This is a genomic window from Cellulosimicrobium sp. JZ28, from assembly GCF_015327065.1.
Lineage (GTDB): Bacteria > Actinomycetota > Actinomycetes > Actinomycetales > Cellulomonadaceae > Cellulosimicrobium > Cellulosimicrobium funkei.
In genome coordinates, this window is record NZ_CP017660.1 from 3,419,482 (window position 1) to 3,432,804 (window position 13,323).

General features: G+C 76.7%; 12 protein-coding genes. 6 read left to right on the forward strand and 6 right to left on the reverse strand.

Annotation, left to right across the window (positions count from 1 at the left end):
• The first annotated feature begins 1 nt into the window (after nucleotide 1).
• Entirely contained in the window at nucleotides 2–2,185 is a 2,184-nt protein-coding gene (locus BJP59_RS20365; protein WP_194521345.1) for an ABC transporter permease, read from the forward strand.
• A 68-nt stretch (nucleotides 2,186–2,253) separates the two neighbouring features.
• Here the strand turns inward: BJP59_RS20365 and BJP59_RS15350 are convergent, their stop codons facing one another.
• Nucleotides 2,254–2,958 (reverse strand): FadR/GntR family transcriptional regulator, encoded by a 705-nt coding sequence (locus tag BJP59_RS15350; RefSeq protein WP_128957716.1) that lies wholly within the window; start codon nucleotides 2,956–2,958, stop codon nucleotides 2,254–2,256.
• 167 nt (nucleotides 2,959–3,125) lie between these two features.
• On the opposite strand from BJP59_RS15350, the gene BJP59_RS15355 reads away from it, so the two are divergent.
• Both BJP59_RS15355 and BJP59_RS15360 read left to right on the forward strand, forming a co-directional pair.
• Nucleotides 3,126–3,716: a gluconokinase gene (locus BJP59_RS15355; protein WP_228485099.1), complete on the forward strand. Its 591-nt coding sequence runs from the start codon at nucleotides 3,126–3,128 to the stop codon at nucleotides 3,714–3,716.
• Complete coding sequence (locus tag BJP59_RS15360; protein WP_228485100.1) at nucleotides 3,713–5,128, forward strand: GntT/GntP/DsdX family permease; 1,416 nt, start codon at nucleotides 3,713–3,715, stop codon at nucleotides 5,126–5,128. The genes BJP59_RS15355 and BJP59_RS15360 overlap by 4 nt, the downstream gene beginning before the upstream one ends.
• Nucleotides 5,129–5,200: 72 nt before the next feature.
• Here BJP59_RS15360 and BJP59_RS15365 read toward each other — a convergent pair whose 3' ends face one another.
• The 3 genes from BJP59_RS15365 to BJP59_RS15375 form a co-directional block, all read right to left on the reverse strand.
• Nucleotides 5,201–6,865, reverse strand: a complete 1,665-nt coding sequence (locus BJP59_RS15365) for a hypothetical protein (protein ID WP_194521346.1) — start codon at nucleotides 6,863–6,865, stop codon at nucleotides 5,201–5,203.
• An 87-nt stretch (nucleotides 6,866–6,952) separates the two neighbouring features.
• Nucleotides 6,953–8,119, reverse strand: a complete 1,167-nt coding sequence (locus BJP59_RS15370) for a hypothetical protein (protein ID WP_194521347.1) — start codon at nucleotides 8,117–8,119, stop codon at nucleotides 6,953–6,955.
• Between the two features lie 106 nt (nucleotides 8,120–8,225).
• Nucleotides 8,226–9,392 (reverse strand): VIT1/CCC1 transporter family protein, encoded by a 1,167-nt coding sequence (locus BJP59_RS15375; protein ID WP_163188763.1) that lies wholly within the window; start codon nucleotides 9,390–9,392, stop codon nucleotides 8,226–8,228.
• A gap of 167 nt (nucleotides 9,393–9,559) precedes the next feature.
• Between BJP59_RS15375 and BJP59_RS15380 the strand changes: the two genes are divergently transcribed.
• Entirely contained in the window at nucleotides 9,560–9,940 is a 381-nt protein-coding gene (locus BJP59_RS15380) for an FKBP-type peptidyl-prolyl cis-trans isomerase (RefSeq protein WP_043659735.1), read from the forward strand.
• A 174-nt stretch (nucleotides 9,941–10,114) separates the two neighbouring features.
• Here BJP59_RS15380 and BJP59_RS15385 read toward each other — a convergent pair whose 3' ends face one another.
• Nucleotides 10,115–10,861 carry a DedA family protein gene (locus BJP59_RS15385; protein WP_194521348.1) on the reverse strand — a complete coding sequence of 249 codons (747 nt, stop codon included), beginning with the start codon at nucleotides 10,859–10,861 and terminating at the stop codon, nucleotides 10,115–10,117.
• 284 nt (nucleotides 10,862–11,145) lie between these two features.
• On the opposite strand from BJP59_RS15385, the gene BJP59_RS15390 reads away from it, so the two are divergent.
• Together BJP59_RS15390 and BJP59_RS15395 are read left to right on the forward strand one after the other, a co-directional pair.
• Nucleotides 11,146–11,733 (forward strand): ribonuclease H family protein, encoded by a 588-nt coding sequence (locus BJP59_RS15390; protein ID WP_076404413.1) that lies wholly within the window; start codon nucleotides 11,146–11,148, stop codon nucleotides 11,731–11,733.
• 182 nt (nucleotides 11,734–11,915) lie between these two features.
• Nucleotides 11,916–12,998 (forward strand): DNA-3-methyladenine glycosylase 2 family protein, encoded by a 1,083-nt coding sequence (locus BJP59_RS15395; protein WP_228485101.1) that lies wholly within the window; start codon nucleotides 11,916–11,918, stop codon nucleotides 12,996–12,998.
• Nucleotides 12,999–13,076: 78 nt separating this feature from the next.
• Here BJP59_RS15395 and BJP59_RS15400 read toward each other — a convergent pair whose 3' ends face one another.
• Nucleotides 13,077–13,256 (reverse strand): hypothetical protein, encoded by a 180-nt coding sequence (locus BJP59_RS15400; RefSeq protein ID WP_021483013.1) that lies wholly within the window; start codon nucleotides 13,254–13,256, stop codon nucleotides 13,077–13,079.
• Between the last annotated feature and the right edge of the window lie 67 nt (nucleotides 13,257–13,323).

Sequence of the window (13,323 nt, forward strand, 5' to 3'; positions counted from 1 at the left end):
GATGCGCGGCCTGCCCCGCTGGGTCCTCGTCCCCGCGCTGCTGGGCGCGTTGTTCGTCGTCGTGCCCGTGGCGGCGATGGTCGGGCGCGTGGAGCTGGCGCCGGGGCCGGACGGGACCGGCGGCTTCTGGGCGCTCGTGACCTCCCCGGCGGCTCTCGACGCGCTCGGCCTGTCGCTGCGCACGGCGCTCGCCGCGACGGCGTGCTGCGTGGTGCTCGGCGCGCCCATGGCGCTCGTCCTGGCGCGCACCACGTTCCCCGGGCAGCGCGTCGCACGCGCCCTCGTGCTCCTGCCGCTCGTGCTGCCGCCCGTCGTCGGTGGCATCGCGCTGCTGCACACGTTCGGGCGCCGGGGCCTGGTCGGCCGGCACCTCGAGGTGCTGGGGATCGAGGTCGCGTTCACGACGACGGCCGTCGTGCTGGCGCAGACCTTCGTCGCCCTGCCGTTCCTCGTGCTCAGCCTGGAGGGCGCGCTGCGCAGCCAGGACACGCGCCTCGAGGACGTCGCCGCGACGCTCGGCGCGCGGCCCACGACCGTCCTGCGGCGGGTCACGCTCCCCCGCGTCCTGCCGGGGCTGCTGTCCGGCGCCGTGCTCGCGTTCGCGCGCGCCCTCGGCGAGTTCGGAGCGACCCTGACGTTCGCAGGCGCGCTCCAGGGCGTCACGCAGACCCTGCCGCTCGAGATCTATCTCCAGCGCAGCGCGGACCCGGACAGCGCCGTCGCGCTGTCGTTCGTGCTCGTCGTGGTCGCGGTCCTCATCACCGCGGTCGTCCACGGGCCGCGCGCGCTCGGTGGCCCGCGCCCGCGGCGAGGCGTCCGGGGATCCCTGCCCGACGGCGGCCCGCGCCCCCGCGCCGTCGTCTCCCCTGCCCCGCAGGCCGGCCCGCCGGTCGACCGGGCCGCGGCACCCGCCGGGGCTCCGACGTCGCGCACCGGGACGCCGCCCGCCGCGCTGACCGTGCGCGCCGTCGTGCCGGAGCGCGGGCTCGACGTGGACCTCACCGTCGCGCCGGGCGAGGTCGTGGCGGTGCTCGGCGAGAACGGCGCGGGCAAGTCCACGCTCGTGCAGGTCGTCGCGGGCCTGCTCACGCCCGGCGAGGCCCCGGGCGCGCGCGTCACCGTCGGGCACGACGACGTCTCGCGCCTCCCGCCGCGCCGTCGTCACCTCGCGTGGCTGAGCCAGCGCCCGCTGCTGTTCGAGCACCTGTCGGTCGAGGACGACGTCGCGTTCGGCCTCCGGTCCCGGGGCGTGCCCCGCGCTCGTGCCCGCGAGGAGGCCCGGGACGCGCTGGCGCGCGTCGGCGCGGCGGACCTCGCGCGGCGCCGCTCGACCGACCTCTCGGGCGGGCAGGCGCAGCGCGTCGCGATCGCCCGGGCGCTCGTGACCGACCCGCGCGTGCTCCTGCTGGACGAGCCGCTCGCGTCGCTCGACGTCGGCGTCGCGCAGCACGTCCGGACCGTGCTGCACCACGCGCAGCGCGAGCACCCGCGCACGACCCTGCTCGTGACCCACGACCTGCTCGACGTGCTGCTCCTCGCGGACCGCGTCGTCGTGCTGGAGGGCGGCCGCGTCGTCGAGGACGGCCCGGTGGACGCGGTGCTCACGCGCCCGCGGTCCCGGTTCGCCGCCCGTCTCGCGGGCGTCAACCTGCTCGCGGGGAGCGTCGCGCACGTCGCCGTCCCGGAGCCGGCGCGGACGGCGGGCGGTGGTGCGCCGGGGGCGGCGGGCGCGACCGCGGACGGGACGGACCTGGTCGAGGTCGCGGCGGACGCCCCGGGCGCGGAGACCATCGCGCGCGAGGTGACCGTCACCGTCGACGGCGCGGAGGTCCGCGTGCGCGGGACGGCGGGCGAGCCTCTCGTGGTCGGGGACGGCGCCGTCGCGGTGTTCGAGCCGCGCGCGGTCGCCGTGCACCGCACGACCCCCGAGGGCAGCCCGCGCAACGCGTACCGGGTCGTCGTGACGAGCGTCGAGCCGCACGGGCCGCTCCTGCGCGTGTGGGGACGCGCGCTGGACGACGACCCGGGCGACCCGACCGCGGGGGCGACGACCGCCGTCGGGCACGACGCGCCGCGCCTCGCCGCGGACCTCACGCCGCGCGCGGTCGCCGAGCTCGGTCTGGTGCCGGGCGAGCGCGTCTGGTTCGTCGTCAAGGCGGCCGAGGTCCGCGTGCACGCGCGCTGAGCCCGCGGGACCCGCCAGCCCCCGACGGGACCGGGGCGTGCCGCTCAGGCGGGGCCGGGGCGTGCCGCTCAGGCGGGGGCGGGCGGGACGCCGTCGAGCGCGGTGCGCACCTCGCCGACGATCGCGGCCATCGCGGCCTCGGCGGCCTCCGGGTCGCCGTCCGCGACCGCGCGCGCGACGGCCTCGTGCTGGTCGAGGGCCTCGGGGACGGGCGAGGCGGGCATGAGGCCCAGGTGCGTCCGGCCGCTGAGCACGGCTGCGACGACCCCCGCGAGCGCGCCGAACATCTCGTTGCCGCTCGCGCGGAGCAGGATCTCGTGGAACCGGACGTCGAGCGCGAGGAACTCCTCGAGGTCGCCCGCCTCCCCGAGCAGGCGCATGCGACCGGCGGCGGCGACGAGCTCGGCGCGCTCGGCGGGCGTGGCGTGGAGCGCGGCCCCGGCGGCGGCGAGCGGCTCGACGGCGTGCCGCAGCTCGGTGAGCGTGCGGAGCTGCGGGTCGCGGCCGGGGCCCTCGAGCCGCCAGCGGATGACGCGCGGGTCGAGCACGTTCCAGTCCTCGATGCCGAGCACGACGATCCCCACGCGGCGCCTCGACCGCACGAGCCCGAGCCCTTCGAGGAGCCGCATGACCTCGCGCGCGACGGTGCGCGACACCCCGAACTCGGAGCCGATCGACTCCAGGGTCAGCGGCGTTCCCGCGGGGACGTCGCCGCTGGTGATGCGACGTCCGAGCGAGTCGAGCACGGTGGTGTGCAGGACCGTCGTCGCCATGTCTCGCAGCCTAGTGGCGGCCAATGGTGCTATCAATCACTTGCCAAAGGTGCTACCAATACCCCACAGTGGAGGCCGAGGACGACCACGACGGTCGCCACCGGGACGGCCGGGGCCGCCGCGCCCCGACCCGACCGGACGCCCCTACCCGACACGGAAGTCGACACATGGACACCGACGTCAGCTCCACCGACCGGCCCGACGACACCGGGCACCACCCCCTGCCCCAGCACCTCGTCGTCATGGGCGTCGCCGGCTCGGGCAAGACCACCGTCGCGACGCTGCTCGCGCAGCGCCTCGGCACCGAGTACGCGGAGGCCGACCGCTTCCACCCGCAGGCCAACATCGACAAGATGAGCGCCGGGACGCCGCTCACCGACGACGACCGGTGGCCCTGGCTCGAGGCGATCCGCGACTGGCTGAGCAGCGAGGCAGAGGCCGGCCGGTCCGGCGTCGTCACGTGCTCCGCGCTCAAGCGCACCTACCGAGACCTGCTGCGCACGGCCCGGGGCGAGGTGTGCTTCGTGCACCTCGACGGCACCCCAGAGCTCCTCGCCGAGCGCATGCAGCACCGCAGCGGGCACTTCATGCCCACGTCGCTCCTGCCGTCGCAGCTCGCCACGCTCGAGCCCCTGGCCGACGACGAGCCCGGCTTCACCGTCGACGTGACCCTCGCGCCCGACGAGATCGCGGACCTCGTCCTGGAGCGCCGCGCCGACTGCGCCGCACCCGCGCACGGGACGGAGGCGCGCCCGTGATCGCCGCCCTCGCCCAGCACGCCCCCGCCCTCGCGACCGTCGCGCGGGCCGCGGAGGACACCCCCGCCACCGACGCAGGCACCACCCAGCTGATCCTGGCGGCCGTCGTCGGCATCGCGACGATCGTCGTGCTCATCGTGTGGCTCAAGCTGCACCCGTTCCTCGCGCTGATGATCGGCTCGGCCGTGCTCGCGGTCGTCGCGGGCATCGACTTCGTCGACGCGTTCACCAGCTTCTCGGCCGGGCTCGGCTCGACGGTCGCCGGGGTCGGCGTGCTCATCGCGCTCGGCGCGATCATCGGCAAGCTGCTCATCGACTCCGGGGGCGCCGACCAGATCGTCGACACGATCCTCGGCAAGACCTCGACGCAGCGCCTGCCGTGGGCCATGGCGCTCATCGCCTTCGTCATCGGCATCCCGCTGTTCTTCGAGGTCGGCGTCGTCCTCCTCGTGCCCGTCGTCATGCTCGTCGCGAAGCGCGTGCGCACCAACCCGATCCTCGTCGGCATCCCGGCGCTCGCCGGGCTGTCCGCGCTGCACGGGCTCGTACCGCCGCACCCCGGCCCGCTGCTCGCGATCGACGCGCTCGGAGCCGACCTCGGCCTCACGCTCGGCCTCGGCCTGCTCGTCGCGATCCCCACCGTCATCGTCTCCGGGCCCCTGCTCGCCAAGCCCCTCGCCCGCTGGGTCCCGCTCCCGCCGCCCACGTCCGTGCTCGGCATCACCGAGCGCGACGAGGACGCCCCGCGCCCGAGCTTCGCGGTGTCCGTCGGCGTCGTCCTGCTGCCGGTGATCCTCATGCTGGCCCGGACCCTCGTCGAGGTCACCGGCTCGATCGACACCGGCTGGGGCCGCGTCTTCGAGTTCATCGGCACGCCGCTCGTCGCGCTGCTCATCACCGCGCTCACCTCGCTCGTCGTGCTGGGCTCCGCGCTCGGCCGCACCCGCGACCAGGTGAGCAAGCTCGTCGACTCGTCGTTCGCGCCGATCGCCGGCATCCTCCTCATCGTCGGCGCCGGCGGCGGCTTCAAGCAGACGCTCGTCGACTCGGGCGTCGGCGACGTCGTCGCGAAGGGCATCTCGGACGCGAACATCACGCCCCTGCTCGCGGGCTGGATCGTCGCCGTCCTCATCCGCGTCGCCACCGGCTCCGCGACCGTCGCGACCATCACCGCCGCGGGCATCATGGCGCCGATCGCGGCCGACCTCCCCCCGACGCACGCGGCGCTGCTGGTGCTCTCCATCGGGGCCGGATCGGTGTTCCTCTCCCACGTCAACGACGCCGGCTTCTGGCTCGTCAAGGAGTACTTCGGCATGACGGTCGGGCAGACGTTCAAGACGTGGTCCCTCATGGAGTGCGTCCTGTCCGTCGTGGCGCTCGTCGTCGTCCTGCTCCTGGGGCTCGTCGTCTAGCAGCCGGCGTCTCCGCAGCACGGCGAGGACCGCCCGGGCGCACGGCCCGGGCGGTCCTGCCGTCTCCGGACGTCAGCTCCGGTCGGTGAAGACCGGGGTGTAGGCGTCCGGGTCCGCGACCCAGGACTTCCGGCGGAAGCGCTGGAGCGACAGACCGAGCAGCGTCAGCAGCCCGGCCATCACGAGCAGACCGAGGTCACCGCCCGCGCCCGTCGTGGCGAGGGCGGTCGGGCCCGACGCCGTGACGGCACCGGACGCGGCGGTCACCGCACCGGTCGCGGCACCGGCCGAGGTGCCCGTCCCCGTGCTCACCGGGTTGAGCACCGGGGTCACCGTGCCGCCGGTCGTCCCCGGGTCCACCGGACCCGTCGGGTCCGTCGGGTCCGTCGGGTCCGTCGGGTCGGTCGGGTCCGTGGGGTCGGTCGGGTCCGTCGGCACGACGGCGGACGTCGGGCACCCCGCCGAGGCGTCGCCCAGGAGGCCCACACCCACGCCGCAGACCGTGACGGGCACGGTCACCGGCAGGTCGACGTCCAGGTCGGGCAGCGCCCCGAGGACGCCGTCCTCACCGAGCACGCCGTCCAGCACGCCGCCGTCGCCCAGCAGCCCGTCCTCGCCCAGCACGCCGTCGAGCAGACCGTCACCCGACGAGCCGCCGAGCAGGTCGTCCACGAGGCCGTCCTCGCCGAGCACGCCGTCCAGCAGGCCGTCGCCCTCACCGAGCAGACCGCCCCCGAGGAGGCCGTCGCCCAGCAGGTCGTCGACGAGGCCGTCCTCGCCGAGGACGCCGTCGAGCAGGCCCGAGCCGTCGGTGCCGGTCGAGCCGGTCCCGTCGCCCGAACCCTCGCCGGCCGTCCCGCCGCCGACCGTGGCGTCACCGCCCACACCGACGGCGACACCCGACACGTCCACCGGGATGGTCACCGGCACGTCGAGGTCCACGCCGGACGCCTCCTCGCCGGTCGAGCCGTCGGCGCCACCACCGGCCGCGGGAGCCGACGGCTGCGCCGGAGCCGGCGTCACCTCCGCGTCACCCAGGACACCGGCAGCGACCCCCGACACGTTCACCGGGACCGTCACCGGCACGTCGACGTCCACCCCGGACGCCTCCTCGCCGGTCGAGCCCTCGGCCCCACCACCGGTCGCCGGAGCCGACGGCTGCGCCGCCGGAGCCGGGGCCACCGTGGCGTCCCCCAGGACGCCCGCAGCGATGCCCGACACGTCCACCGGGACCGTCACCGGCACGTCGAGGTCGACGTCCGCCGGGTCCGCCCCCGTGGCGGGAGCAGGCTCCGGCGCAGGAGCAGGCTCCGGCGCGGGCGCCGGCTCGGCCGGTGCCTGGGTCACCGCGGCGTCACCGAGGACACCGGCAGCGACCCCGGACACGTCCACCGGGACCGTCACCGGCACGTCGACGTCCACGTCCGCGGGAGCCGCCGGGGCGGGCTTCGGCGCGGGCGCGGGCGCGGGTGCCGGTGCCGGCTCGGACGTGACGGCGGCGTCGCCCAGGGCGCCCACCGCGACGTCGGACACGGTCACGGGGACGTGCACGGGCACGTCGACCGCGACGTCGGGCAGGACCTCGGTCACCTGGCTCAGCGGAGCCTCGACCGACACGTCCAGTCCGAGATCGCCGAGGAGGTCGCCCTCGGCTGCGTGGGCCGCTCCGGCCCCGACGACCACGAGGCCGCCTGTGACGAGCGCTGTGCGCAGCGCGCGCCGGACGAAGGTGTGCATGATCGTTTCTCTTTCCTGCTCAGAAGTGGCTGGCGCACGACGGCGCCGGGTCGCGTCTGCCGCGCTCGGGGCGCGACGCGAGCCACGTCAGGCAGGAGAGACGGGGACCTCGAAGAAGGTCGAGGGGTGCTTCGACCGGGCGTCGTCCACGACGGCGGTCCAGGAGGAGAGCGCGGGGGCGTCGGCACCGCTGCCGACCGCCGCGAGCTCGCCGCCCGCCCCGGCGCGCTGCGCGCTGCCGGAGGGCGAGGGAGTGGTGCCGGGGCCGCCGTCGGAGGGGACGCCCCCGGGGCCGGTCGGCCCGTCGGAGGGCAGCGCCGAGCCCGGCGGCGCGCCGTTCGGTGCGACGTCGACCGCCGCCGTCCGGGCGCGCGCGTCCCTCGCGGCGACATCCTCGGGGCCGTCGCGGCCCGTCATGGTGGCGCTGGCTGCGGCGGCCGCCGGTGCGGCGGGCAAGAGCGAGGGGACGGCGGTCGCCGACGGCGCGGCCACGACGCCGCCCGGGTCGACCGCGCCCGGCGTCGACGGGAAGCCGACCGGCGGGTCGTCCGTGCCCGGGGTGTCCGTGCCGGGGGTCGCGGGGAGCAGCGGCGCCACCGGGTCCAGCGGAGCGAGCGGGCCCGTGATCGGGCCGAGCACCGGGTCGGTCACGGGGGCCAGGACGTCGAGGACCGGCGTCAGCGCCTCCAGGACCGGGGTCACCGGGTCGAGCGCGGGCGAGACCGTCTCGAGCACAGGGTTCACCACGGGGGCGACCGCCTCGACGACGGGCGTCGCGGCCGGCACGACGGCGTCGAGCACCGGCGTGGTGACGGGCGCGACGGCGTCGGTCACCGGCTGCACGACGGGCGCCACCGGCTCCACGACCTGCTCGACCACGGGAGCGACCGGCTGGACGACCTGCTCGACCACCGGGGCGACGGGCCGCCCGACCTCCTCGACCACCGGGGCGGCGGGGGTGACGACCTTCTCCACGACCGGGGCGACGGGCTGGACCACGGGGGCGACGACGTCGTGCACGACGGGCTTGACCACGTCCTGGACGACCGGGTCGACCACGGTCTGCACGGTCGACGTCACGGGCGAGAGGGCCCTGCCGAGCCCGAGCGGGTCGTCCGCGGCGGACGCACCGCCCGCGGTCGCGACGGCGAACGCGAGGCCGGCACCGAGACCGCCACCGGCGACGAGCGCGCGCACGATCCAGCGACGGGCGGCCGGTGCGCGCCTGCCCTGCGCGTCGTGAGTCGCGTCCATCGTGTGCCCCGTGGGTCGTCGGTGCAGCGAAGGGGCGGGCCGTGGGGCCCGTCCGAGGTCACGGTAGGCACGGGAGTGTGACGCTCACCACTCGACGCGCCGGATTTCACCCGACGGTTGCCCCGAACACCAGGCCGAGCGCGTACGTGGCCGCAGCTGCGCCGAACCCGATGGCGATCTGGCGCAGGGCCCGCGTGAGCGGGGACGTCCCCGAGAGGAGGCCCACGGTCGCGCCGGTCGCGAGCAGCGCGATCCCGACGAGGAGCGCCGCGACCCCGACCGCGAGGAACCCCGTCATCCCGAGGAGGTACGGCACGACCGGGATGAGCGCACCCGACGCGAAGAAGAGGAACGACGAGACCGCCGCCCCCATCGCGGTCCCGTGCGTCTCGTGCTCGTCGATGCCGGGCGGCGGCGCGATCACGGTCTGCTGGGTGTACGTCGCGAGGACGTCGGCCGCGTGCTCCTCCGCCTCGGCGGGCGCCATGCCGCGCGCCCGGTAGACGAGCGCGAGCTCGTTCGCGTCCACGTCGAGGTCGGGCAGCGCGGCCGACGCCTGCGGGCTCGGCGTCGACGCGTCGAGCAGCTCGCGCTGGGAGCGCACGGACACGTACTCCCCCGCGCCCATCGAGAGGGCCCCCGCGAGCAGTCCCGCGAGCCCCGAGAGCAGCACCGTGCTGTTCGACGCACCCGAGGCGCCGATGCCGAGGATCAGCGCGAGGTTCGACACGAGGCCGTCGTTCGCGCCGAACACCGCCGCGCGGAAGGTCCCCGACATACGGTTGCGCCCGCGCGTCGCGAGGCCGCGCACGACCTCCTCGTGGATCCGCTCGTCGGCGGCCATCCGGGGCGTCGCGTCGGCGTCGGTCGCGTACGTCGAGCGCGCCTCGGCCCGCTGGGCGAGCGCGAGCACGAACACGCCGCCGAAGCGCCGCGCGAGCCACCCGAGCGTGCGGGTGCGCCAGTCGCCGCGCAGCGGCCGTCCCGCGTCCTCGCCGAGCAGGTCGAGCCAGTGCTGCTCGTGGCGGCGCTCGGCCTCCGCGAGCGCCAGCAGGATGTCCCGCTCCTCGCCCGTCCGGCGGCTCGCGAGGTCCCGGTACACCGCGGCCTCGGCGCGCTCGTCGGCCAGGAAGCGGCGCCACCGCCGCACCTCCTGCGGGGAGGGCCGGTGCCCGACGGCGGTCGGCGGCACCGGGGTCGGCGGCACCTCGGGTGCGCCCGGGCGCGCGGGGTCGGCGGGCACGCCGGAGGGCGGCTCAGGTGTGGTGGGCATGCCTCCATGATGGCGATTTTCGGGCTCGCGGTGTTGCGCGTCGCCGAACGGCCCGTGCGGGGCGCCCCCGACCGGGGTTGCGGACGACCCCAACCTCGACCCCGCGCCGGACCGCCGTCGGCTCCGCACGCCGGACCGGGCGCCCGTCGCCGTGGTTGGATCGGAGCATGACCACTGGAGAGAACGGACTGTCCCGTCCCGAGGTCGACGCCCCGGAGGGTCCCGCGCCCACCGAGCTCGTCGTCGAGGACATCACCGTGGGCGACGGCCCCGAGGCCACGCCCGGCGCGACCGTGAACGTGCACTACCTCGGCGTCGAGTACGAGACGGGCGAGGAGTTCGACGCGTCGTGGAACCGCGGCGAGTCGATCAACTTCCCGCTGCGCAGCCTCATCGCGGGCTGGCAGCAGGGCATCCCGGGCATGAAGGTCGGCGGGCGCCGCAAGCTCGTGGTGCCGCCGGAGCTCGCGTACGGCCCGGCGGGCGGCGGGCACCGCCTGTCCGGCAAGACGCTGATCTTCGTCATCGACCTGCTCGGCGTGTCCTGACCGACGCGTCCCGAGAGCGTGCGGAGGGCCCCGGTCGTCGACCGGGGCCCTCGTGCGTCCCGGCCCTCCCGGGACGTCTCGGGTGTCGCGGGACGGGTCGACCGTCACAGGGCGAGTCAGGGCGGGTCTGCCCTCCCGGAGCGGGTCGGCCGCCCGGGGCGGGTCTGGCGGGGCCTAGCTCGCGGCGCCGGGGCACGGGACGAGGGCGGGGTCCGTCTCCTCGGGTGCGCCGCCCGGCACCGCGAGCGCCGCGACGGCTGCCGCGACCGGGACCGGTCCGGTCGCCGGGGCGAGGGCCCGCTCGCGCCGCGCCGCGCGGAGCCGGACGACGGTGTCGACGAGGACGCCCAGCAGGATGCCTCCGACGACGCCCACCACGACGGCGAGCAGCGGGCTGTCGCCGACCCACGCGGCGGCGAGCGTCCCGATGACCACGGAGTACGTCGCCCACGTCACGGAGGCGACGGCGGACAACGCCATGAACCGGCGCCGCGAGAACCCGACCGCGCCGGCGGTCACGTTGACGGCCGTGCGCCCGACGGGGACGAACCGCGCCCCGAGCACGACGGACGCGCCACGCCGGTCGAGGGACCGCGTGGCCCACTCGACCGCGCGCCGCCCGCGCGCGCCCCGCAGGGCGGGCAGGGCGCGTGTGCCGAGCGCGCGCCCCAGGGCGTAGGCGAGCTGGTCGCCGCACCAGGCGCCGAGCGCGGCGACCGCGAGCACGATCCCCCACGCGACCCCGCCGCCCGACTGGGCCGCGACGGCGAGCATGACGATCACCGTCTCGCCCGGGATCGGCGGGAAGAACCCGTCGCCGGCGGTCGTCGCGAAGAGCACGGGGAGCGCCCACGCCGAGTCCACGAGCGCGAGCAGCCACGACTCGACCTGTCCCCACAGCTCCACGACCCACGCGACCATGCGTCCCAGCCTCGACGGCGCCGCCCCGCCGCACCATGGGGTATCCCCCCGGTTCTCCCCTGAGGCGACCCCGAGCGACGACGTCGGACCGGGACCGCCGGGGTTCCCGGACGCCGTCCCGGGACGCCCCGGAACGGCCCGCGCGGGGTGGGCCGAGCGCCTCCCGGAGGGGCGTCGTCGGACACGTGCACCACGACCCTCCCGGGCGGGGGACAATGGCGCCGACGCATTCGCCTCCCCGCGCCGCAGCCGGCGGGCGGGATCGTCCGTGATCGAGGAGCGCTGTGATCACTGTCAGCACCGACGGCTCGTGCCTGAGCAACCCGGGCGGAGCCATCGGGTGGGCGTGGATCAACCACGACGGCACGTTCGACTCCGGCGGCGCCGTGAGCGGGACCAACCAGGTCGCCGAGCTCACCGCGCTGCTCCAGGCGGTGCGCGCCCACCCGGGCGCGGAGCCGCTGCTCATCGAGTCCGACTCGCAGTACGCGATCAAGTGCGCGTCCGAGTGGGTAGTCGCCTGGAAGCGCAAGGGGTGGCGGACGGCGGGCGGCCAGCCCGTGAAGAACCTCGAGCTCGTCCAGGCGATCGACCGGGTCATCGCCGAGCGCGCGGGGCCCGTCCGGTTCCGCTGGGTGCGCGGCCACGTGGGCGACCCGTTCAACGAGCGCGCGGACCAGCTCGCGGGCCTCGCCGCCCAGGACTGGGCCGCGGGCCGCGGGGACCTCGACGGCACGCTCGTGCCCGAGCTCGGCGACCCGACCCGGTCACCGGGCCGCGTGCCGGCACCGGCCGCCGCTGACCGTGGTGCACCCGCGCCCCGGCAGGCCGCACCCGAGCCGGCGTGGGACATGGACACCCTCTTCGACTGACCCGTCCCGCCGAGCACGACCCTGCACAGGGTCGAGCACGACCCTGCTGTCACGAACGGGCTGATACCGCCAGCAACGTCGTGCTCGACGGCCGGGCGGTGAGGAGCGGCGAGGGCGGCGGGGTCGGGCGGCGGGGCCGGGCGTCGGGGTCGGGCGTCGGCGGCGGGTGCGACCATGGACGGGTGACCGTCCTGCCGAGCACGGGCCGCGCGCCCGCCGAGCGCACGGTCGGCGACCTCGCGCAGCCCGGGCCGACGGCGCAGGCTGGCCCGACGACGCAGGCTGGCCCTCACGCGCCGGCTGGGCCTCCGGCGCGACCGGGTGCGACGGCGCAGCCCGGCGCGCCGCTCGCGCGTCGCTTCCGGTCGGGGCGGCCGCTCGACCTGCACCTCACGCTCGACCGGCTCGCGCGCGGCCCCTACGACCCGACGTTCCGCCGCACGCCGTCCGGCGACGTGTGGCGCACGACCCGCGCGGAGACCGGGCCCGCGGCGTACCGGCTGGTGCAGACCGGGCCGTGCGACGTCGTCGGGCACGCGTGGGGGCCGGGCGCCGCGGAGGTGCTCGACGACCTGCCCCGCCTGCTCGGCGAGGACGACGACGACACGGGCTTCGCCCCGCCCGCGGTGCTGCGCGACGCCCACCGCCGCAGCCCCGGCCTGCGGATCCCGCGCACGGGGCGCGTGCTGGAGGCGCTCGTGCCGGCGATCCTCGAGCAGCGCGTGCAGTCCGTCGCGGCGTGGCGCTCGTGGAGCTGGCTCCTCCGTCGGCACGGCGAGCGCGCCCCGGGGCCCGCGGGCGACGCCGGGATGCTCGTCGTGCCCGACGCGGCCACCTGGGCGCGCGTCCCCACGTGGGACTGGCACCGCGCGAACGTCGACCCCGGCCGCGCCCGGACGGTCGTCGCGGCGGCGCGCGTCGCCCGACGCCTCGAGGAGTGTGACCGCCTGCGCGACGTCCAGGGCGCTCCGGCCGCGCACGCGCGGCTGCAGGCCGTGCCCGGCGTGGGCGTGTGGACGGCGGCCGAGGTCGCGCAGCGGGCGCTGGGCGACCCGGACGCCGTGTCCGTGGGCGACTACCACCTGGCGAAGGCGGTGGGGTGGGCGCTCGTGGGCGAGCGCGTCGACGACGAGCGCATGCTCGAGCTGCTCGCGCCGTACGCGCCGCACCGATACCGCGTGGTGCGGCTCCTCGAGGTCTCCGGCCGGGCGCAGGCCCCGCGGCGCGGCCCACGCCTCTCGATCCAGGACCACCGCCGCAACTGACCGGCCCCCGCCCCTCGCCGAGTACGGGAAAGAGCCGCCGGAACGAGGCGTTCCGGCGACTCTCTCAGGTACTCACGGTTACTCGGGGAGCGCGCACGACCCGTCGACGCACACCGCGGCGTCGTCGGCGCCCACGAGCGTGAGGCCCGGCGCGGGCTCACGGTGCGGGGCGGCGGCGTCCGCGGCGCTCACGGTCATGAGCGTCGTGCGGCGCGGGTTCGCGATCGAGTGGTAGAGGTTCGTGGTCGTGTCCGTCATCTGAGGCCTCCTCGTGGGATTCACGGGCGCCGGTGCACGTGTGGGCCGGCGTCGGTGCGGGCTGCGT